General features: G+C 75.2%; 15 protein-coding genes. 4 read left to right on the top strand and 11 right to left on the bottom strand.

The window, feature by feature from the left end:
• Nucleotides 1–167: 167 nt before the first annotated feature.
• The 4 genes from holA to ACFWH7_RS13530 form a co-directional block, all read right to left on the bottom strand.
• Nucleotides 168–1178: a DNA polymerase III subunit delta gene (gene holA / locus ACFWH7_RS13545; protein WP_378217029.1), complete on the bottom strand. Its 1011-nt coding sequence runs from the start codon at nt 1176–1178 to the stop codon at nt 168–170.
• A 201-nt stretch (nt 1179–1379) separates the two neighbouring features.
• The gene (locus tag ACFWH7_RS13540; RefSeq protein ID WP_378217027.1) at nt 1380–4082 is read right to left on the bottom strand and encodes a ComEC/Rec2 family competence protein; all 2703 of its coding nucleotides are present in this window, start codon (nt 4080–4082) and stop codon (nt 1380–1382) included.
• Nucleotides 4079–5377: a ComEA family DNA-binding protein gene (locus tag ACFWH7_RS13535; protein ID WP_378217026.1), complete on the bottom strand. Its 1299-nt coding sequence runs from the start codon at nt 5375–5377 to the stop codon at nt 4079–4081. Before ACFWH7_RS13535 ends, ACFWH7_RS13540 begins: the two co-directional genes overlap by 4 nt.
• 135 nt (nt 5378–5512) lie before the next feature.
• Nucleotides 5513–6394 (bottom strand): DegV family protein, encoded by an 882-nt coding sequence (locus ACFWH7_RS13530; RefSeq protein WP_378217025.1) that lies wholly within the window; start codon nt 6392–6394, stop codon nt 5513–5515.
• An 84-nt stretch (nt 6395–6478) separates the two neighbouring features.
• On the opposite strand from ACFWH7_RS13530, the gene ACFWH7_RS13525 reads away from it, so the two are divergent.
• Entirely contained in the window at nt 6479–8473 is a 1995-nt protein-coding gene (locus ACFWH7_RS13525; RefSeq protein ID WP_378217024.1) for a helicase HerA-like domain-containing protein, read from the top strand.
• 150 nt (nt 8474–8623) lie between these two features.
• Nucleotides 8624–9529: a hypothetical protein gene (locus tag ACFWH7_RS13520; protein ID WP_378217023.1), complete on the top strand. Its 906-nt coding sequence runs from the start codon at nt 8624–8626 to the stop codon at nt 9527–9529.
• Nucleotides 9530–9596: 67 nt separating this feature from the next.
• On the opposite strand, the gene leuS is transcribed toward ACFWH7_RS13520, so the two are convergent.
• Nucleotides 9597–12596 (bottom strand): leucine--tRNA ligase, encoded by a 3000-nt coding sequence (gene leuS / locus ACFWH7_RS13515; protein ID WP_378217022.1) that lies wholly within the window; start codon nt 12594–12596, stop codon nt 9597–9599.
• 68 nt (nt 12597–12664) lie between these two features.
• On the opposite strand from leuS, the gene ACFWH7_RS13510 reads away from it, so the two are divergent.
• Nucleotides 12665–13108, top strand: a complete 444-nt coding sequence (locus ACFWH7_RS13510; RefSeq protein WP_378217021.1) for a YbjQ family protein — start codon at nt 12665–12667, stop codon at nt 13106–13108.
• A gap of 57 nt (nt 13109–13165) precedes the next feature.
• On the opposite strand, the gene ACFWH7_RS13505 is transcribed toward ACFWH7_RS13510, so the two are convergent.
• From ACFWH7_RS13505 to ACFWH7_RS13480, 6 genes are all read right to left on the bottom strand, one after another.
• Nucleotides 13166–13822, bottom strand: a complete 657-nt coding sequence (locus tag ACFWH7_RS13505) for a vitamin K epoxide reductase family protein (protein ID WP_378217020.1) — start codon at nt 13820–13822, stop codon at nt 13166–13168.
• 151 nt (nt 13823–13973) lie between these two features.
• On the bottom strand, nt 13974–15248 hold the full coding sequence (locus ACFWH7_RS13500) for an MFS transporter (RefSeq protein WP_378217019.1): 1275 nt from the start codon (nt 15246–15248) through the stop codon (nt 13974–13976).
• A gap of 117 nt (nt 15249–15365) precedes the next feature.
• The gene (locus ACFWH7_RS13495) at nt 15366–16100 is read right to left on the bottom strand and encodes a metal-dependent transcriptional regulator (protein ID WP_378217018.1); all 735 of its coding nucleotides are present in this window, start codon (nt 16098–16100) and stop codon (nt 15366–15368) included.
• Between the two features lie 35 nt (nt 16101–16135).
• Nucleotides 16136–16840, bottom strand: a complete 705-nt coding sequence (locus ACFWH7_RS13490; RefSeq protein ID WP_378217017.1) for a YceI family protein — start codon at nt 16838–16840, stop codon at nt 16136–16138.
• A gap of 54 nt (nt 16841–16894) precedes the next feature.
• Entirely contained in the window at nt 16895–18751 is a 1857-nt protein-coding gene (locus tag ACFWH7_RS13485; protein WP_378217016.1) for a metallophosphoesterase family protein, read from the bottom strand.
• A 96-nt stretch (nt 18752–18847) separates the two neighbouring features.
• Complete coding sequence (locus ACFWH7_RS13480; RefSeq protein WP_378217031.1) at nt 18848–20395, bottom strand: MFS transporter; 1548 nt, start codon at nt 20393–20395, stop codon at nt 18848–18850.
• A 225-nt stretch (nt 20396–20620) separates the two neighbouring features.
• Between ACFWH7_RS13480 and ACFWH7_RS13475 the strand changes: the two genes are divergently transcribed.
• Nucleotides 20621–21241 carry a TetR/AcrR family transcriptional regulator gene (locus tag ACFWH7_RS13475; RefSeq protein ID WP_378217015.1) on the top strand — a complete coding sequence of 207 codons (621 nt, stop codon included), beginning with the start codon at nt 20621–20623 and terminating at the stop codon, nt 21239–21241.
• Nucleotides 21242–21384: the final 143 nt, after the last annotated feature.

Below are 21384 nucleotides of genomic sequence, written 5' to 3'. Positions count from 1 at the left end.
GGGGCGCCGACCCGCACGGGTCGGCGCCCCTCCGTGCGTCTGCCCTGCGGGTCGAACCGTGGCGCCGCGAGGTAGAGCCCCGGTAACCCGAGGGAGAACGGCGGCCACGCGAGGTAGAACCGTGGTCACGCGAGGTAGAACCGTGGTCACGCGAGGTGGACGCCTGGTCAGCGCCCCTGGGCGCGCGCGATCGTGAGGACAGCGCGCTCGACGGCGAACACCGGGTCCCGCCCGGCGCCCTTGACCTCGGCGTCGGCCTGCGCGACGGCGCTGATCGCCGTGGCAAGCCCCTCCGGCGTCCACCCCGCGAGCTCGCGGCGTGCGCGGTCGACCTGCCAGGGGGCGAGGCCGAGGTCCTTGGCGGCGATGCCGCCGCGGCCGCGCATCGCGCCGACCTTCGCGAGCGCGCGGAGCTTCATCGCGAGCGCGGCGACGAGCGGCACAGGGTCCGCACCGGTCGCGAGGGCGTGGCGCAGGAGCGCGACGGCCTCCCCCGCGTTCCCGGCGACGGCCGCGTCGGCGACGCGGAAGCCGGTCGCCTCGACCCGGCCGCCGTAGTAGCGGTCCACGACGGCCTCGCTGACGGTGCCGTCCGTGTCGGTGACGAGCTGGCTGCACGCGGCGGCGAGCTCGCGGAGGTCGTTGCCGACCGCCTCGACGAGCGCGCGCACCCCCGACGCGTCGATGCGGCGGCGGGCACGACGGAACTCGGCGGTGACGAACGCGGTCTTGTCGGAGTCCTTCTTGATCGCCTCGACCGCGACGACCGGCGCACCGCTCGCCTCGATCGCGTCGAGCATGCGTTTGCCGCGCACGCCGCCCCCGTGGACGACGACGACGGTCGTCTGCGGGTCGGCCGTCGGGACGTAGTCCACGACGTCGGCGGCGAGCGCGTCCGTCGCCGCCTCCGCCCCCTCGATGACCACGACCTTGGCCTCGCCGAACAGCGACGGGCTCGCGGCGACCGTGAGCATGCCCGCCTGATAGGTCGCCCCCTCCATCGTGACCTTCTCGACCTCCGGGTCCCGCTCGCGCGCGAGCCCGACGATCGCGTCCACGGCACGCTCGGCCAGGAGCGACTCGGGGCCTTGCACCAGCACGACCGGCGCGATCCGGACGTCGTCCCACGCGAGCGACGGGCCGGCGGACGGGCGGGCGGTACGGGTCGGCGCGGGCATGGCACCAGCCTCCCACGAGCCACCCACCGCGCGAGAACACCGGCGCGTCCTGGCTCCCCTGGCTCGCCGGCTCCCGGGCGCCCCTAAGCCCCCGAGCCCGCCCCCCTGGGCCCCGGGCTCCCTTGGCTTCCCGGGAATCCCGGGCCCCGTCCGCCACGGTACGGACGGCATGCGTCCCGCGGCCGGGACGCTCCGGCCGCGTCAGCCGCAGCCTGCGGCGGCGAGGAGTCCGTCGCGCACGACGAGCGCGAACGTCCCGCACGTGTCCGTCCGCAGCACCGTCGCGCCGACGCCCTGGTAGAGGTCGAGGGCCCGCTCGGTCGGGTGCCCGTAGGTGTTCTCCCCCGAGCTGACGAGCGCGACCGTCGGGGCGAGCAGCCGGGCGAGGCGGTCGGACTGCGTCGCCGAGCCGTGGTGCGCGACCTTGACGACGTCGACCGGGCCGGAGCTCCGTTGCGCGAGGGTCCGGGCGAGCGCCGCCTGGCCGGCGTCCTCCAGGTCGCCGAGCGCGACGACGTCCATCCCCGCCACGTGCAGGAGGAGCGCCACGCTCGCGTCGTTCGCACCGCCGTCGGACTCCGCGACGCCGGTACGTGCCGCGCTCGGGCGCGCGGCGCTCGTCGGCCCACCGCCCACCCCGGCCTGGAGCACCTCCCACCGCACGCCGCCGGTACCGGGGCCTCCGGACGAGCCGACGCCCTGACGGCCGTCCACGTCGTCCGCGCCTCCCGCGCTGCCGGTGGCGCCCGGCTGTGCGACCTGGACCGGGACGCCCGCGTCCGTGAGTGCGGCGAGCGTCCGTTCGGCCTGCTCCGGAGGATCGGTCGTCGCGGTGACGAGGGCGCGCGCGACCGTCCGGCCGCGCAGCACGGCGTCGAGACCGCCCACGTGGTCGGCGTGGAAGTGGCTGAGGACGAGGAGGTCGACCCGGTCGACGCCGAGGCGGTCGAGGCAGTCGCCCGCCGCGGCTCCCGCTGGCCCCACGTCCACGACCACCGCCGACCGGGGTCCGGAGCGCAGCACGAGGGCGTCGCCCTGCCCGACGTCGCACGCGACCACGGCCCAGTCCTGCGGCACCGGACCGGCCGTCACGACGAGCGGGCGCACGAGCGCGACGACGAGCACCACCAGCCCCACGACGACGAGCGCACCGGCCACGACCTGCCCCGGGGACCGGCGCGGCATCCTCGGCCTCGTGCCGGGCCAGCCCTCGCCTCGGCGGCCGTGGGACCACCGGCGCCGGGTGGTCCGGAGCGCCCGGGCGACGCGGTCGCGCAGGGGCGGCGACGACGCTCGCCGGACGGCACGCCGCTCCCCGGCCTCGCGCAGCGCGCGCGAGCGGAGCACGACGGCGAGCAGCACGACGGTCCCGAGCGCGAGCAGGACCAGCCCGCCGACGCCCCCCGGCCAGGGCAGCCGCGCGCCGGGGAGACCCGCGAACGCCTCTGCGACGCCCGCGATCCACCCGGTGAAGATCCCGGCGGTCCACCCGAGCGCCGTCGCCGCGGCGGGCCACCAGGGCGCGACGAGGGTGGCGAGGACGCCCAGGACGGTCGCAGGGCCGAGCGCCGGGGCGGCGAGCAGGTTGGCGGGGACGGACCAGGTGCTCACGCTCGGGTCGAGCAGGACGAGCACGGGGGCGCACGCGGCCTGGGCGGCGACGGGCACCGCGACCACGTGCGCTGTGGTCCGCCCGCACCACGGCGCCATCCGGTGGGCGAGGGGCGTCGTGAGGAGCGCGAGCCCGGCCGTCGCCGCGACCGAGAGCACGAAGCCGTACGAGCGGGCGAGCCCGGGGTCGAGGACGAGCAGCACGACGACGCCCGCCGCGAGGGCGGCCACGGCGCGCGACGGCCTGCCGAGCGCGATGCCCACCACCCCGACGGCGCCCATCGCGGCCGCCCGCAGCACGCTGGGCTCCGGGTGGACGAGCACGACGAAGCCCGCCATGGCCGCACCGGTGATCATCACGCGCGCCCAGCGGGGCGCGCGGGCGAGGACGCACAGCCCGGCCACGCAGGCCACGACGATCGCGAAGTGCCCGCCGGACACGGCCGTGACGTGCGTGAGCGACGTCGTCCGCATCGCGTCGTCGAGCACGGGGTCGAGCCGTGAGGTGTCGCCGACCGCCACGCCCGGGACCAGCCCGCGCGCCTGCGGGCTCAGGCCCTCGGTCGCGTCGAGGAGCCCACGGCGCATCGCGTGCACGCCGCGCAGGAACGCGCCCGGAGGTTCGACGACCCGCGGCGGGCCTTCCGTCCGGAGCATCGTCCGGTCACCCTGAACGGCGAGCCGGCCCGTCGCCACGACGGACGCCCCGTACGGGAGGTCCTCCCAGCCGTCACCTGTCCCGGTGACGACGGCGGCGCCCGCCGCGGCGGTCGTCACGCCGCGCGCGGTGAGGTCGTGCAGGGAGACGCGTACCTCGTGGCGGTCGGTGGCGCCCGACCACGGGTTCGACCGCGGCACGACGGCGGAGCGCACGGTCGCGGTCACCGTCGCCGTCGCGCCCTGGCCGGCCAGGGCGGCGAGCGCCTGCCGGTCGGCGAGCTGCGCTCCCGTGGACAGGAGCACCGCCGCCACGCACGCGACCACCAGGGCGACCTGTCCCAGCACGCGCCCGGTCGGGCCCGACCGCACGGGCCAGCCCGGACCGGACGGACGTCGTCGGTCTCCCGGCCCCGGCGGCACGCGCGCGACGCCCGGGGACGTGACGGTGTCCCGGCCCGTCGGCGTCCCACGGCGGGCTCGTCGCGCGCCGAGCAGCACGCCGCCGAGAACGACGCCCAGCAGCACGACGGTGAGCGACGCACCGCGCAGGACCACGGTCGGCGCAGCGCCGACCGCGAGGAACGCCGTCGCCCAGGCCGCGAGCGCCGCCGGGACGAGCCGCAGGTCGGTCACACGCGGACGAGGTCGCGCACGTCCGCGAGGACGGCGGGCCCGATCCCGCTCACCTCGCCGAGCTCGTCGACCGCCGTGAACGGACCGTTCTCCTCCCGCCACGCGACGATGCGCTCGGCGAGCACGGGCCCGATCCCGGGCAGCGCGTCGAGCGCCGCCGCGTCGGCCGCGTTGAGGTCCACCGCTCCGCCCGCGGTGGTCCCGGCCCCGGGTGGTGCCGACCCCGCGGCGGGCACCGCCTCGCCGGGCCGTGGGACGACGATCTGCTCCCCGTCCGCCACCGTCCGGGCGAGGTTCAGGGCGGCGAGGTCGGCCTCGGCGGTCGCCCCGCCGGCCGCCTCGAGCGCGTCCGCGACGCGTGCGTCGGCGGCGACGGTCACGAGGCCGGGCGCAGCGACCTGACCCACGACGTGCACGACCACGCCGCCCGACGGCACACCCCCGGCATCCGCGCCCTCTCCTCCTCCCGCTGCGGCGCGCTCCGCGGTCCCGCCGTCGGTCGTCGCGCCGGCGCCCGCCAGGGCGACGGACTCCGCGTCCGGTCCCGTCGACGGACCGCCGGTCGGCGTCGCCTCGAGCGGCGCGACCGGGGTGACCCCTCCGGCCGGGGACCGCAGCAGCACGACCCCGGCCGCGAGGAGGAGCACGACCACCAGGGCGACCACCGCCGTCCGGGGCCGCAGCGCCCACCGGCGGCGCCCCTCCTCGCCGAGCTCGGCGAACCCCGCGTGCGACGTGGGGTGCCCGTACGTCGCGGTGTACGCCGTCGCCGCGGTCCGGGCCGCACGGGACCGCAGGCGGTCGACCGCCGCGTCGCCCAGGCCCGCGGGACCGGCGCGCCCGGCGTCGTCCGTCCCGGCGTCGTCCGTCCCGGCGTCGTCCGCGACGTCCGCGCGCCAGCTCTCGTCCACGTCGGGACGCGGCGGGAGCCACCCCGTGGCCGTCTCGTCCGGCCCCCGCGCACGACCGCGTCCCCGGCGATCACCCTCCTCGGGCACGGGCGGCGCTCCCCGGCCCTCGGACACCTCTCCGCCGGGCGCGGGTGCCGCGCCGTCGTCCACGGGGCCGAGCACCGGCATCCCGAGACCGCCCGGCCACGAACCGACGTCGGGCGCGGCGTCGGGGTTGCCCGGCCGTCCGACCTGCGGAAGGGTCGCGGTCGCCGGGTGCCAGGCGAGCGCTGGTCGCCCCGTCCCGGTCACGGTGCGCAGACGCTGCCGGACGACCGCTCCCTCCCGGACGGGGTCACGGGCGGGACGGGCGTGCTGACGCGGCTCGGGTCGTGGGGTGCTCACGTCGCGCACCGTACGGAGGTCGGGCAGGGCGGGGTCCGGGCGCCGGACGCACCTGTGGACGAGACCGTCCGCGAGCGGTGCTGTGCACGGCCAGGACCAGCGGTGCCTTCCCGTGGGAGGCCGGGGCGACGGGGCTCAGTGCGCGGTCGAGCGGCCCTCGACGCCCGAGCCGCGGTCCGCGAGCTCCGCGACGACGACCGCCAGCACTCCCGGTCCGACGTGTGCCCCCAGCACGGCGCTCACCGGGGTCACGACGGCGTCCAGGCCCGTGCGAGCGGTCAGCTCGGACGCGAGCCGGTGCGCGCCGGCGTCGTCCCCGACGTGGTGGACCGCGAGCACCGGCCGCGTGCGGCGCGCGGCGGAGTCGACCGCGACCGTCGTCAGTCGCTCGACCGCCGCGGCCTTGGTCCGGACCTTCTGCACGACCTCGATCTTCCCGTCCCGGACGGCCAGCAGCGGCCGCACGCCGAGCACCGTCCCCAGTGCCGCCGACGCCGCGCTGAGGCGGCCGCCGCGGCGGAGATGCTCGAGCGAGTCGACGAGGAAGACGGCGCGGCTCGCGTCCGCGACCTCGATCGCGCGCCGCGCGACGACGTCCGTGCCCTCCCCCGCCGCCGCGGCCCGGGCAGCGGCCTGCGCGGCGAATCCCAGCCCCATCGCGACGGTCCGGGAGTCCACGACCCGCACGGGGACCGGTGCGTCCGCCGCCGCGAGCGCGGCCGCGTGCACCGTGCCCGACAGCTCGCCCGAGAGGTGGACGGAGACGATCTCGCGCGCCCCCGCGGCGGCGGCCGCGGCGTACGCCTCGGCGAAGGCGTGCGGCGTCGGCTGCGAGGTCGTGACCCGGCGACCGGCCTGGAGGTGCGCCGCCACGTCCTCGGCGGTGAGGCCCACCCCTTCGAGGGAGGAAACGTCGTCGACGATCACGTGCAGCGGGACGGAGCGGAGCCGCTCGTCGGGGACGGGCGGGAGGGACGCCGTCGAGTCGGTGACGACGTGCACGCGTTGGTCGGTCATGGCCGCGCCACCTTACGGCGCGCGGGGGCCGTCGCGCATCCTGGCCCGGCTGCGCCCGCGCGGCGCCGCCCCTACGATCCGAGCATGGCCGACGACGCCGCACAGTCCCCGACCAAGCTCGCCGCCCTGCGCGCGGCTGCCGCGCAGGCGGCCGCGGAGGCCGCCGAGGCCAAGGCCGTCGCCGCGCAGGCGGCCCTGGAGGCCGCGGAGGCGGCCGCTCAGGCGGACGCCGCTCCCGACACCGCGACGCCGGAGAGCGCCGAGGCGTCGACGACCGGCACCTCCGCCGGGACCGCCGGCGCCTCCGGGACCGCTGACCCTGCCGAGGCGAGCGGCTCACGTGAGGGGGCGGCGCCGTCGGGCACCGAGCCGAGCGTGGAGGCCGGGGCGCCTGCCGAGGAGGCCGCGCCGTCAGGCGCCGGGCCGCTCGAGGGCTACGCCGCCGAGGTGGCGGCCGGCTACGCGTACCGGGGCGGCACGCTCGCGCTCGGCGCGCTGCTCGAGGGCGAGCCGGGGTCAGACCCGACGCCGCGCGCCGACGTGCAGGTGGGGTTCGCGCTCAGCATGCTCAACCGGCACGGGCTCGTCGCGGGCGCGACCGGGACCGGCAAGACGAAGACGCTCCAGGGCATGGCGGAAGGACTGTCGGCCGCGGGCGTGCCCGTGTTCCTCGCGGACGTCAAGGGCGACCTGTCCGGGCTCGCCGTGCCCGGCGAGTCGAACGAGAAGATCGTGGAGCGCTCGGCGTCGATCGGGCAGGACTGGAGCCCGACGACCTTCCCCGTCGAGTTCTACTCGCTCGGCGGGCTCGGGGCCGGCGTGCCGATCCGCACGACCGTCACGGACTTCGGCCCGCTGCTGCTGTCCAAGGTCCTCGGGCTCAACGAGACGCAGGAGTCGAGCCTCGGGCTGATCGTCCACTGGGCCGACTCCCAGGGGCTCGCGCTGCTCGACCTCAAGGACCTGCAGTCGACGATCGCCTACCTCACGTCGGACGAGGGCAAGGCGGAGCTCAAGGGCATCGGCGGGGTGTCGAGCGCGACCGCCGGCGTGATCCTGCGCGAGATCGTCGCGCTCCAGGCGCAGGGGGCCGACGTGTTCTTCGGCGAGCCCGCGTTCGCGACGTCGGACCTGCTGCGCACCGCCCCCGACGGCCGCGGCGTGATCTCCGCGCTCGAGCTGCCTGCGGTGCAGGACCGCCCCGCGCTGTTCTCGACGTTCCTCATGTGGCTGCTCGCCGACCTGTTCCAGGAGCTCCCCGAGGTCGGGGACGCCGAGAAGCCGCGGCTCGTGTTCTTCTTCGACGAGGCGCACCTGCTGTTCACGGGCGCGTCGAAGGAGTTCCTCCAGCAGGTCGTGCAGACGGTGCGGCTCGTGCGGTCGAAGGGCGTCGGCGTGTTCTTCGTGACGCAGAGCCCCAAGGACGTCCCCGCCGACGTGCTGGCCCAGCTCGGCAACCGGGTCCAGCACGCGCTGCGCGCCTTCACGCCCGACGACGCCGCGGCCCTGCGAGCGGCCGTGCGCACCTACCCGACCTCCCCCTACGACCTGGAACGGCTGCTCCAGTCGCTCGGCACGGGCGAGGCCGTCGTCACGGTCCTCACGGAGAAGGGCGCGCCGACCCCGGTGGCCTGGACCCGCGTCCGCGCGCCGCAGTCGTCGATGGAGCCGGTGCCCACGGCCGTGCTCGACGGGATCGTCGCGGCGTCGCCCGGGTTCGCGCGCTACGGGACGGCGGTCGACAACGAGTCCGCGTTCGAGCTGCTCCAGGTACGCGTGCAGGAGCAGGCAGCCGCGCGGGCCGCGGCTGCGGCCGCCGAGGCCGAGGCGGCGGCTCAGGAGAAGGCGGCGAAGGAGGCCGCCAAGGAGGCCGAGCGCGCGGCCAAGAAGGAGCAGGCCGAGCTCGAGAAGATGCGCGCGAAGCTCGAGCGCGACGCCGCGAGGTCCCGGTCCGGGTCGGGCTCGTCCGGTTCGTCGCGCTCCCGCGCGGCGAACCCGCTCGACTCGTTCCTCCGCTCGGCCGGCACCCAGCTCGGCCGCGAGCTCACCCGCACCATCTTCGGCACCCGCCGCCGCTGACCCGCCCGCGCCGCCCCAACCGCTGAGTGCATGAAATAGTCGCGTCCCACCCCGGTGGACGCGACTATTTCATGCACCCACGAAGCGGTTGTCCACAGTTTCGCGTGCGCGGGTTCCGGCGCAACGGGCGGCGCGGCATCCTCGGTCGGCATGGTGATCAGCCAGAGCCCGACCGGGCCCTTTCGCACGCGCACGGCGCAGACCTTCGGCATGACGCCTGCGTCGCTCCGGAGTCCCGTGTTCGAGGCTCCTTTCGCCGGGGTGCGCGCCCCGCGCGGGAGCCTGGGGTCAGTCGTCGACCTCTGCGTCGCGGCGGCCCGCGTACTCCCGGACGGCGCTGCGTTCAGCCACGTCACCGCGCTGCGCCTGCTCGGGGTCGAGGTTCCCTGGCGTCTGGCCCCCGACGACCGCGTCCACGTCGTCGCACCGCAACGGTGGCAGCGTCCCCAGCGGTCGAACGTCGTCGCGCACTTCTGCGGCCAGGCCGCACTGACCATCACCACCGCTCACGGGCTTCCGGTCACCTCCGCGGCCCAGACCTGGCTCCACCTCTCGCACGCCCTGCTGCCGGACGACGTCGTCGTGCTCGCGGACGCCATGACACGACGCAAGGCCCCGGCGACGACCGTCCGAGAACTCCGGCAGCTCATGGACGCGACGTACAAGATGCGCGGCATCGTGCGGTGCCGCGAGGCGATCGACCTCGTCAGGCCGGGGACGGACTCGAGCATGGAGACGCGCACCCGGCTTCTCCTGGTCCAGGCCGGTCTGCCGTGCCCGCAGGTGAACGCCCCGGCGTACGGCGACGCCGGGCGGTTCCTCGCCCTGCCCGACCTCTCCTACCCGGAGCTGCGCATCGCGATCGAGTACGACGGCGACGTCCACCGGACCGACCCGGCGACGTGGCGGCGTGACGTGGAACGCCGGCAGCGGCTCGAGGACGCCGGCTGGATCATCGTCACGGCGACGGCCGACGACGTGCTCCGCTTCCCCGAGCGCCTGGTGCGCCGAGTGCGCGCGGCGAGGGGACGCCGTCGGGCACCAGGCCAACCGTGAGTGTATGAAATAGTCGCGCCCGACAGCCTCGGACGCGACTATTTCATGCACTCAGCGGGTCGGGGCGTCAGACGACGATGTTGACCAGCTTCGGGGCGCGGACGATGACCTTGCGGACCTCGGCGCCGTCGATCGCGCGCACGACGTTCGACTCCGAGAGCGCTGCGGCGGTGAGATCCTCCTCCGTGATCGACGGCGGCACCTCCAGGCGGGCGCGCACCTTGCCCTTGACCTGGACGACGCACGTCACGGTGTCCTCGACGAGGTAGCGCTCGTCGGCCGTCGGGAAGGGCTCGTGCGCGAGCGAGCGGTCGTGGCCCAGGCGCTGCCACAGCTCCTCCGCGATGTGCGGCGCGACGGGCGCCGTCATGAGCACGAGCGGCTCGACGGCCTCGCGCGGCACGCGGTCGAGCGACGTGAGGTGGTTGTTGAGCGTGATGAGCTTCGCGATCGCCGTGTTGGGGCGCATGTGCTCCATCTCGACACGCACGTCCGCGATCGCGCGGTGCACGGCGCGCAGGGTGGCGGCGTCGGCGGGCTCGTCGACGACCGTCAGCTCGCCTGTCTCCTCCGAGACGACGTTGCGCCACAGCCGCTGGAGGAACCGCTGCGACCCGACGACGGCGCGCGTCTCCCACGGGCGCGACAGGTCGAGCGGACCCATCGACATCTCGTAGACGCGGAACGTGTCGGCGCCGTACTCGGCGTACATCTCGTCGGGCGTCACGACGTTCTTGAGCGACTTGCCCATCTTGCCGTACTCGCGCTGCACGACCTCGCCGTTCCAGCGGTACACGACCTCGCCCGAGCCGTCGGACGCGGGCTCCTCCGTGACCTCGGCGGCCGGCACGTACTGGCCGCGCGCGTCGGTGAACGCGTACGCCTGGACGTACCCCTGGTTGAAGAGCTTGTGGAACGGCTCGACGCTCGACACGTGGCCCAGGTCGTAGAGGACCTTGTGCCAGAAGCGCGCGTACAGCAGGTGCAGGACGGCGTGCTCGACGCCGCCGACGTACAGGTCGACTCCCCCGGCGCGGCCCGCGCTCGGGTTGTGCTCCGGGCCCATCCAGTAGCGCTCGAGCCCCTCGTCGACCACGACGTCGTCCGCGCCGCCGTCCCACCGCGGGTCGAGGTAGCGCAGGTAGTACCAGCACGACCCCGCCCAGTTGGGCATGGTGTTCGTGTCGCGGCGGTACTGCTTCGGCCCGTCACCCAGGTCGAGCGTGACGTTGACCCACTCGTCGTTGCGGCCGAGCGGCGCCTCCGGCGAGGAGTCGGCGTCGTCGGCGTCGAACGTGCGGGGCGCGTAGTCCGGGACGTCGGGCAAGTCGACGGGCAGGAGCGCGTCGGGGATCGCGACGGGCTGGTCGTTCTCGTCCCACACGATCGGGAACGGCTCGCCCCAGTAGCGCTGGCGGCTGAACAGCCAGTCGCGCAGACGGTACGTCGTGGTGCCCTCGCCGAGGCCCTTGCCGACGAGCCACTCCGTGATGCGCCGCTTGGCCTCCGCGACGTCGAGACCGTCGAGCGAGACCTCGTCGTTCGACGACCCGACGGCGACGCCATCGCCCGTGTACGGGCCGGTGAAGTCGTCCGGCAGCCCGCCCACGGGCTCGACCGTGCGCACGACCGGCAGCCCGAACGCCTCGGCGAACGCGAAGTCGCGCTCGTCGCCGCCGGGGACGGCCATGATCGCGCCGGTGCCATAGCCCATGAGCACGTAGTCGGCGGTGAAGACGGGGATCGTCTGCCCGTTCACGGGGTTGACCGCGAGGTGCCCGGTGAACACGCCCGTCTTCTTGCCCGCGTCGGCCTGGCGCTCGACGGCCGTCTTCGCGGCCGCCTCGCGACGGTAGGCGGCGACCGCCTCGACCGGCGAGCGGTGCCCGCCCGTCCACGCGCTCGACGTGCCGTCGGGCCAGTGCGCCGGGACCTCGTCGAGCAGCGGGTGCTCGGGCGAGACGACCATGAACGTCGCACCGAACAGCGTGTCCGGGCGGGTCGTGAAGACCTCGATCTCGCCGCCGGACTCCGCCGCGGCGTCGTTCGCGCCGTCGGGCGTGCCGAGCACGGCGAACCGCACGAGCGCGCCCTCGCTGCGACCGATCCAGTTGCGCTGCATCGCCGTGACCTTCTCGGGCCAGTCGATGAGGTCCAGGTCGTCGGCCAGACGGTCCGCGTACGCGGTGATGCGCATCTTCCACTGGCGCAGGCTGCGCTGGAAGACCGGGAAGTTGCCGCGCTCGGAGCGGCCGTCGGCCGTGACCTCCTCGTTCGCGAGGACCGTGCCCAGGCCCGGGGCCCAGTTCACCGGGGACTCGTCCACGTACGCGAGGCGCTGGGAGTCGACGACGGCGCGGCGCTGCTCCGGCGTGAGCGTCGCCCAGTCCGCGCCCGCCTCGACACCGTCGACTCCACCTGGCACCGGCCGCGCACCGGAAGCGTGCTCGGCCTCGAGCTCGGCGATGCGGCGCGCCCGGCCGCGACCGCCGTCGGGGCGCAGCGCGTCGGCGTCGTACCAGGAGTCGAAGATCTGGAGGAAGATCCACTGCGTCCAGCGCACGTAGTCGGGGTCGATCGTCGCGAAGGTACGGCGCGAGTCGTGCGCCAGGCCGAGGCGGCGCAGCTGCCGACGCATGTTCGCGATGTTCGCCTCGGTCGTCACGCGCGGGTGCTGGCCCGTCTGCACGGCGTACTGCTCGGCCGGCAGGCCGAACGCGTCGTAGCCGAGCGCGTGCAGCACGTTCTCCCCGCGCATGCGCCGGAAGCGCCCGACGACGTCCGTCGCGATGTACCCGAGGGGGTGGCCCACGTGCAGGCCCGCGCCCGACGGGTACGGGAACATGTCCATGATGAAGTACGGGCTCGCGCCCTCGGGGCCGTTGCCGTCGCCGTCCGTGAGCTCCCCCGTGGGGTTCGCGGCGAAGAACGTGCCCCGCTGCTCCCAGAGCTCCTGCCACTTGAGCTCGATCTGCTCCGCGAGCGCCGGCGTGTAGCGGTGGGCGGGGCCACCCGCGGCGGGGGTGTCCGGGGCGTGCGGGATCGAGGTGGTGTCAGGCGTGGTCACCCGGCCGAGTTTACCGGCCGGCGAGAGGCCCGACGGCGGCCCGTCCACCCCGTGCGAGGATGTGCGCCGTGATCATCGTGACGACCAACGAGGTGCCCGGCTACCGCATCGACGCGGTGCTCGGCGAGGTGATGGGCATGACCGTGCGCAGCGCGAACATCGGCGCGAACTTCGTCGCGTCGTTCCGCTCGATCGGCGGCGGCGAGGTGACCGAGTACACGAAGCTCGTCTACGAGTCCCGCCAGGAGGTCATGCACCGCATGGTCCAGGAGGCGCAGCGCCGTGGCGGGAACGCGGTCGTCGGCATGCGCTTCGACACGGGCGAGATCGCGGCCTCGTTCTCGGAGGTGTGCGCGTACGGCACCGCGGTCGTCGTCACGCCGATCCCGGCGGGCCAGCCCGGCGCGACGACGCAGTCCGCCCACCAGGCGCAGGGCGCCCCCGCACCCCAGCAGCCGGGCGGGCACGGCTACCCGCAGGACGCCGCGCCGGACCAGCCGGCCTGGCGCTGACGCCCTCCGCGGGGCGCGCCGCCGGACCCTCGCGGGGCCGCGTCGCGCCGGCGCGTGTCAGAACAAGGTCATGATGATCGGGCCCTTGACCAGCAGGATCCACGCGACGAGCGCGACGTAGCCGATCGCCAGGAACAGGTGCCGGTTGCCCACGAGGGTGCGCCGCACGCCGTCCCCCGCCGGCAGGTACCCCTCCTGGACCGCGTGGACCACCTGGTACCAGAACAGCGGGAGCATGGCGAACCACACGACCATGCAGTAGGGGCACATCGCCGAGATCTCGTACATCGTCGTCCAGATGAGGAAGACGATCAGGCCCATCCCGAGCGTCGTCCCGCCGAGCAGCGAGAGCCAGTACCAGCGCGGGAGCCGCGCGCCCGCGAGCAGCACGACGCCCGTCGTGATGACGACCGGGAACGCCGCGATGCCCAGCAGCGGGTTCGGGAACCCGAGGAGCGCGCCCTGCCAGGAGTCCATCGCGTCGCCGCAGTCGAGGAGCGCGTTGAGGCTGCACGACGGCACGTGGTTCGGGTCCGCGAGCTTGAGGAACTTCTCGATCGCCAGCGCCGCCGAGCCGGCGAGACCGATCGCGCCGAGCACGACGAGCAACCAGCCCATCGTGCGCGCGCTGATCGGGCGAGGACCGGACGACGGCAGCAGCTCGTCGTCGTGGTCGGCGGACACGCTCGCACCGGCGGTGGCGCTCTTGCTCACGGGGACGCTCCTCGTGGGTCACCGGCTCGCGCCGGACGTGACGGGGCGCACGGCGGTGCGCGCAGGGCACAACCTACCGCGCGTCGCTGGGTCCCGGCTGGGAGCACACCGAGGAAGAGCCCCGGCCCCGCGAGGTAGAACCCGGCGGGTTCTACCTCGGCAGGGCGGGCTCCTCGGCGCGTGAGCCGGCGTCGTCGGAGACGGTGGCGACGACGTCGGCGGGGCGGCGGGCGACGAGGAGGATGATCGCGAGGCCGGCGACGGTGAGGACGACGCCGGTCCAGGCGGGGGCGAGGTAGCCCCAGCCGGCGGCGATGACGAGGCCGCCGAGGAACGCTCCGTTCGCGTTGCCGACGTTGAGCGCGGAGTGGCACAGCGCCGCGCCGAGCGAGGGCGCGGCGGGCGACAGGTCCATGAGGCGGGTCTGGAGCGAGAGGCCGAGGACCTGGGAGGTGACGCCGAGCAGGAAGAGCGACAGCACGGCGGGGACGGGGTGGTGGCCTGTGAGGGCGAACAGCGCGAGCGTCACGCCGGTGGAGGCGAACCCGAGGTAGACGGTGCGCATGACGGAGCGGTCGGCGAGCCGGCCGCCGAGCACCGTGCCGACGGTCATGCCGACGCCGAAGATCGCGAGGACGAGCGGCACGGCGGCGGACGACAGACCGGTGACGCGCGTGATGGTCGGCTCGACGTAGGAGTAGACGGCGAACATGCCGCCGAACCCGACCGCGGCGCCGACGAACCCGAGCCAGAGCGGACCGTTGCGCAGCGCGCCGAGCTCGCGGCGCACGCTCGAGTCCTCGTTGCCCGCGCCGACCGGGATGAGCCGCCACAGGGCGGCGAGGGTGACGAGGCCGAGCACGCCGACCACGACGAACGCGGCGCGCCAGCCGAGCTGCTGCCCGGCGAAGGTCGAGAGCGGGACGCCGACGACGTTCGCGATCGTCAGTCCGGCCATCATCGTCGCGACGGCGCGTCCGCGGCGCCCGGGACCGGCGACGGCGGCACCGACCGCGGCCCCGACGCCGAAGAACGCGCCGTGCGGCAGCCCCGCGAGGAACCGCCCGGCGACGAGCGTCTCGATGCTCCCGGCCGTCGCGGAGAACAGGTTCCCGAGCGTGTAGAACGCCATGAGGGCGAGGAGCAGCGTCTTGCGCGGCAGGCGCGCCGCGACGACGGTGAGCAGCGGGGCCCCGACGACCACGCCGACGGCGTAGGCCGTGATGGCGTGTCCCGCGGTGGGGATCGAGACGTCCAGGTCGGTCGCGATGTCGGAGAGCAGCCCCATCGTCGCGAACTCGGTCGTGCCGATCGTGAAGCCGCCCATCGCGAGCGCGAGGAGCGCGGGGCCGGCCCCGCGCAGGCGGCCGTCGCTCGCGGAGGGGGCGTCCGCGAGGGGCGCGGACGTGGCGGGGCTGTCGGTCATCGTGTCCTCGGGCGTCGGGCGCGGTGCGGCGGTGGAGTCCTCGGACCGAAGCAGTGATCGAATCGATTCGAGGGGTGTCGGCGGCGTCGGCGACGAGAACAGGGGCAGGCGGCCAGTCTAGGCGGAGACGGGCTCCGCGCGCACGACCCACACGTGGTCCGCGGCGCGCAGGCCGAGCTGCGCGGGCGGCGTCGGACGCGCGACGTCGGGACCGGAGCCCGGGCCGGCAGCATCGGGCGGCGACCAGACGACGGAGAGGATGCCCGCGTACTCGCGGCGCTCGCGCACCTCGACCCCCGTGTCCAGGCCGACCCCGATCTCGGCGAGGTAGCGCAGGACGTCCGGGTCGGCGTCGGAGATCCGCACGACGGTCCCCCGGTCCCCCACGACGAGGTCCGCGAGCGGGACCGCGGGCGGGCGGACGACGGTCCCGTCCGCGCCGGGGATCGGGTCCCCGTGGGGGTCGCGCGTCGGGTGCCCGAGGCGCGCGTCGATCCGCTCCATGAGCAGGTCGGAGACGGCGTGCTCCAGCACCTCGGCCTCATCGTGCACCTCGTCCCAGCCGTAGCCGAGCTCGGACACGAGGTAGGTCTCGAGGAGCCGGTGGCGGCGCACCATGGCGAGCGCGAGGCTGCGCCCGCGCTCGGTGAGCGTGATCGCGCCGTACGGCGCGTGCTCGAGCAGACCCTGGGCGCTGAGCCGGCGGACGGTCTCGGACACGGTCGAGGCGCCGACGCCGATGCGCTCGGCGAGCAGCTTGGTCGTCACCTTCTCGTCCGACCACTCCTGGGCGGCCCAGACGACCTTCAGGTAGTCCTGGGCGACGGGCGTCAGGTCGGTCGGGTGGTCCACGCGACCACCCTAGGTCACGGACCCGTCCCCGGACCTCAGGGCGCCGCGGGCCGGACGAGCTCGAGCCGCACCTCGACCGTGCCTTCGTCGCGCACCTGGACCGGCGCGGCCGGCGGCACGGCGATGCCGTAGTCGGAGAAGCGGACGCCGATCGCACCGGTCGCGAGGACGCCGTCGCCGGACCGCTGCGCCTCGAGCGCGACCGTCACGGCCTGGGTCTCGTCGCGGATCGTCAGCGCGCCCGACGCCTCGAGGCGCACCGGCGTGGTCGTGGTCCCCAGCTCGCTCACGTCGAGCGGCGAGGTGAGCGAGAAGAGGGTGGTCGGGTAGAGGTCGGTCTCGAGGGCCTGCTGGAGCTGGCGGTCCGCGACGGAGGACCCGGTCCGGAGCGTCGTCGTCTCGACCGTCACGGTCGCGGTCTCCAACGACCCCGACCGCACGCGGAACGTCCCGGTGACGTCCGGGGTGACGCCCAGGAGCACGGCCTCGTCGGCCGGGACGTCCAGCACGTCGGCACGGAAGCCCGCCTCGGACCCTGGCCCGACGACCCACTCGCCGTCGACGTCGAACGGCCCCGGCTCGGCGGGCGCCGCGGACGCGGTCTCCTCCCCCGGCGACTGCAGGCCCAGCGGCGGCGGCGTCCGGCCCTCCTGCACCTCCGAGTACACGAACGGCGCGAGGAGCACCACGACGAGCGCAAGGACCACCGACACGACGATCCAGCGCGTGGACCTGCTCATACGGCACATCCTGCCGTGTCCGGGCCCGCGCGGCGAGGACCGACGCGCACCCGCTCAGCCCTCGGTGGCGGGGGCGTCGTCAGTCGGCTCGTCCGCGGGGACGTCGCCGCCCTCGACGCCCTCCTCGCTGCCGTCGTCACCGGCCGGCTCCTCGACCACCGGCACGCCCGACGGCGTGGGCCAGGCGATGCGCGGCCAGACCTTCGCGGACTCGTCGGTGCCGATCTGCACGAGCTGCCAGTCCACGATGCGGCGCCGCTCGGGGTCGAACCGCAGCACCGTCATCTCGGCCGTGCCCTTCAGGGGACCGATGCGGAGCTGGTCCTTGACCGCCCCCGCGGTGCTGCCGCTCACGTACCGGACGCCGCCGCCCATCCGCTCCGGCCCGGACCGGGTGTGCATGTGCCCGGAGATCTGGTTCGGCACGCAGGCGGAGTCGAGCGCCTCGTTCCCCATGCGCGGCGTGTGGATGAGGAGGAGGTCGATCCCGTCGCCGTCCTCCTGCTCGGCGCACGCGACCTCGGTGAGCCGGGCCGCGTACTCCTCGGGGGTCTCCTCGCGCGGCGGCTGGCTGCCCAGGCCGAGACGCGTCTCGAGCGGGTCGCGGTCGCCGAGGATGCGGATCCCCTCGACCTCGACGACCTTCCCGTCGAGCACGGTCTGGCCGTTGGCGCGCTCCTGCGCCGAGGTCTCGACGCTGTCGTGGTTGCCGTCGGAGACGACCATGGTCACGCCCTTCGGCACCGCGGACGCGAACGAGTCGACGCAGAACGACTCGACCGCCGTGCCGTTCATCGTCGTGTCCCCGGCGTTGAGCACGATCGACGACCCGGAGCGCTCCGCCGCGGTCCGGATGAGCGGCGTCATCCCCGTGTTGCAGTGCAGGTCGCTCACGACCAGGAGCGTGACGAGGTCCTCCTCGGCCGCAGGCTCCGGGGCGGGCTCCTCCGTCGCCTCGGCGTCGGCCGACCCCTCGGCGCCGGAGACGTCGCCCCCCGCGTCCTCGTCACCGGTGCCCGACGGCGGGGCGCCGCTCGTACCGTCCTCGTCCCCGGTGTCGGTCCCGTCGGGTGACGTCGCGTCGTCGGGCGAGGGCTCGTCGTCGGACGTCGCCGTCGCCGCGGGCAGCGGCGCGGTGAGGCGCTGGATGCGGTCACGCCGGTCCCACGCCGCGACGAGGTTGGCGTCCGCCCGCGCGTAGAAGTCCTCGTTCTCGCGGTAGAGGTCGATGAGCATCGCGCCGTAGGTGTCGACGACGCCCGCGAGCCGGCCGGTGATGCGCGCACCCTCGAGCGGGGTCCCGTCGAACACGGCGGACGCGCGCTGGGACGGACCGGTCGTCGTCCCGGGGTCGCTCGCGACGAGCGAGACGCCGACGAGGGACACGAGGACGACCCCCGCCGTGATCTCGTAGGTGCGCGGCGCGACGCGCTCGGTGAGCTCGCGGCGGCGCGGCGGTCCGAGCAGGAGGTAGAGGCCGGCGCCGACGGCCGCGACGACGAGGATCGCGAACCCGGTGCGCTGCAGCGCGTCGACGACGAGGGCCCGGGCGACGGAGCCGATCGTCTCCTGCGGGCCGCCGAAGAACCGCAGGTAGTCCTCGAGGTCCTGCGACAGGCCCTCGAGCGTGTCGGCCTGCCCGACCGCGGTGAGGTCCGCCGGGATCTCCTCCACCGTGACGTCGGCGCCGAGCCCGAGCGGCAGCGGGGAGTCGATCTGGATCGTCCCGAGCGGGCCGAGGTCGACGGTGACGAGGCCGTTCGTCGTGACCTCGTAGCGGGCCTCGTGCGGGCCGAGGCTGCGCTCGGCCGTCGCGGTCGTCACCCCCCACACGACGCACGGCACGAGCGCGAGCAGGACGGCGAGGGTCCAGCGGACCCAGCGGGGCGGGGTGCGGTGCGGACGGCTCATCACGCCCAGCCTCCCGGATGCGGGCCCCCGTCGCCAACCGCGAGGACCGCGCTCCCCGCCGCCAGGGTGCGGCGGGGCGCACGGGACGGCGCGTCGTCAGGACTTCGCGTTCCGCAGCGTGACGAGCGCCACGCCCGCGGCGACGAGCATGAGCACCACGCCGATGAGCGACGTCGTGCCCACGCCGCTGCCGAACGCTGCGTGCGCGGAGTCGAGCAACGACTGCGCCTGCCCCGCGGGCAGGGTAGACGCGACCTGGGTGGCGCCGCCCAGCGTCTCGGCCGCGGCGACGGCGTCGGCCGCGGGGACGCCCGCCGGGACGACGACGTTCGCGTGGTACGACGCCGTGAGGATGCTCCCGAGGACGGCCGTGCCGAGCACTGCGCCCACCTCGTACGCGGTCTCCGAGATCGCGGACGCCGCACCCGCCTTGGCGGCGGGGACGGACGACACGATGAGGTCGTTGGACACGGTCTCGGCAGCGCCGACGCCGAGCGACAGCACGACGAACGCCACCATGAGGAGGGCGAGCGTGCTCTGCCCCGCGCCCGCGGCGACGACCGCGTACCCCGTCGCGGAGAAGAGCAGCGCGACGGCGACGACGTGCGCGGGCCGCACGCGGCGCACGACGCGCACCACACCGAGACCCGCGACGATCATCACGACGAGCCCGGGCAGGAGCGCGACGCCCGCCTGCATCGGCGTGAGCCCGAGCACGAGCTGCACGTCCTGGGACACGAAGAACAGGAACCCGACGAGCGAGAACACGGACAGCAGGTTGACCAGCACGGCGCCGCTGAACGCGCCGTGGGTGAACAGGCGCACGTCGATCATCGGGTCGGGACGGCGAAGCTGGCGGCGCACGAAGAGCGCCCCGGCGGCCAGCCCGACGACGACGCTCCCGACGGCGAGCGTGCTCACCCCGGACTTGGCGAGCAGCTTGATGCCGTAGACGACGGGGGTCATGGTCGCCATGACGAGCCCGATCGACAGGACGTCGATGCGTCCCGGGGCGGGGTCGCGCGACTCGGGCACGAAGAACGGCGCGAGCGCGAGCAGCAGCACGAGCACGGGCACGGCGAGGAGGAACACCGAGCCCCACCAGAAGTGCTCGAGCAGGAACCCACCGACGATCGGGCCGAGCGCCGACCCGGCGGCGAACCCGGCCGCCCAGATCGCGATGGCCAGGCGGCGCTCCTCGCGGTCGACGAAGACGTTGCGCAGGAGCGAGAGCGTCGACGGCATGAGCATCGCGCCGAAGAAGCCGAGCGCCGCGCGGGACGCGACGAGCGCCCCGGCCGTGGGCGCGTAGGCGGCGATGACCGACACGGCGGCGAAGCCCACCGCGCCGGTGAGGAGCAGGCGGCGGCGCCCGACACGGTCGGCGAACGAGCCCATCGGCACGAGCAGGCCGGCGAGCACGAGGGGGTAGATGTCGATGATCCACAGGAGCTGCGTCCCGCTGGGGCGCAGCGACTCGGAGATCTGGGGCAGCGCGAAGCTCAGCACGGTGTTGTCGATCGACACGAGCAGCACCGGGAGCATCAGCACGGCGAGCGCGAACCAGCGACCGGCGGCGCCGCGCGCGGGTCCACGCGTCGCGGGCGCGTGCGGGGCGGCCGAGCCTGTCGGGTTCGTCGTCACGGGGGTCGTCACGGCGAGAGGTCCTTCCACGTCTTGCGAGCGGTCGGGGCGACGCGGTGGCGCCGAACTTCCAACCGTCCAGACGGTACAGTAACGCTCGTGAGCCCGGTCGTCATCCCGCGGACGGTGTGACGCTGCGCACCGCCGCCGCTCCCCCGCCGATCGCCGCCGTGCCTCCGCCGAGCGCGCGGCCGAGGCGCACGTGCTCCCACTACCCTCGGAACCATGCCGCCGCCCCCTGCCGCCCGCGCCAAGGTCCTGCGCGCGTTCGCGTCCCTGCTCGTCGAGCAGGGCGAGCGCGCCGCCACGCTCGAGGCGGTCGCCGAGCGCGCCGGCGTCTCCAAGGGCGGGCTGCTCTACCACTTCGGGTCCAAGGACGCGCTCGCCGACGGCCTCGCCGCGCACCTGCGCGAGCTCACCGCGACCGACGTCGAGGCGATGCGCGCCGCGCCCGCGGGCGCCGTCGACTACCTCATCCGCACCTCGACGCTCGTCGACACCGAGTTCGAGCTCGTCTACCTCGCCGTGTCCCGGCTCGCGCAGGGGTCGTACCCGCGCGCCCGCGCCGCGCTCGACGGCGCGCACGACGCCTGGACGCGCACCGTGCTCGACGAGGTCGGCGACCCCGTCGTCGCGCACGCGATCGTCCTGCTCAGCGACGGGCTCTACGCACACGCCGCGCTGAGCAGCGACGTGCTCGGGCGGGTCACGGACGGGGCCGCCGACGGCGCGGACACCACGGGCGAGGATCTCGCCTTCCGCGGCCCGCGCCCCGGCGACGACGTCGACGACCTCCTCGACCTCATCGCGGAGCTCGTGGCACTGCGCCGCGCGTCGAACGCCTGAACCGACACCCACGAGACGCGAGAAGGGGGGGCGGGGGGGGGCCGGGGGCGGCCGACCGGCGGGGGCGGCGGGGGTCTCGCGCCGGGCGGCGCCGCCCGGGCCCCGGCCCCCGCGCGCCCCCGCCGCGCACCCGCCCCGCCGGC

The sequence above is a fragment of the Cellulosimicrobium cellulans genome (assembly GCF_042723955.1).
GTDB classification, from domain to species: domain Bacteria; phylum Actinomycetota; class Actinomycetes; order Actinomycetales; family Cellulomonadaceae; genus Cellulosimicrobium; species Cellulosimicrobium cellulans_H.
The sequence above is the reverse complement of the archived record's forward strand: the minus strand, read 5'-3'. Positions and strand labels throughout refer to the sequence as shown.

What these genes read in the sequence shown, in the direction of transcription:
- holA (WP_378217029.1), bottom strand. Translation starts at nt 1,178, where the DNA reads ATGCCCGCGCCGACCCGTACCGCCCGCCCGTCCGCCGGCCCGTCGCTC.
- ACFWH7_RS13530 (WP_378217025.1), bottom strand. Translation starts at nt 6,394, where the DNA reads ATGACCGACCAACGCGTGCACGTCGTCACCGACTCGACGGCGTCCCTC.
- ACFWH7_RS13525 (WP_378217024.1), top strand. Translation starts at nt 6,479, where the DNA reads ATGGCCGACGACGCCGCACAGTCCCCGACCAAGCTCGCCGCCCTGCGC.
- ACFWH7_RS13520 (WP_378217023.1), top strand. Translation starts at nt 8,624, where the DNA reads ATGGTGATCAGCCAGAGCCCGACCGGGCCCTTTCGCACGCGCACGGCG.
- ACFWH7_RS13500 (WP_378217019.1), bottom strand. Translation starts at nt 15,248, where the DNA reads ATGACCGACAGCCCCGCCACGTCCGCGCCCCTCGCGGACGCCCCCTCC.
- ACFWH7_RS13490 (WP_378217017.1), bottom strand. Translation starts at nt 16,840, where the DNA reads ATGAGCAGGTCCACGCGCTGGATCGTCGTGTCGGTGGTCCTTGCGCTC.
- ACFWH7_RS13485 (WP_378217016.1), bottom strand. Translation starts at nt 18,751, where the DNA reads ATGAGCCGTCCGCACCGCACCCCGCCCCGCTGGGTCCGCTGGACCCTC.
- ACFWH7_RS13475 (WP_378217015.1), top strand. Translation starts at nt 20,621, where the DNA reads ATGCCGCCGCCCCCTGCCGCCCGCGCCAAGGTCCTGCGCGCGTTCGCG.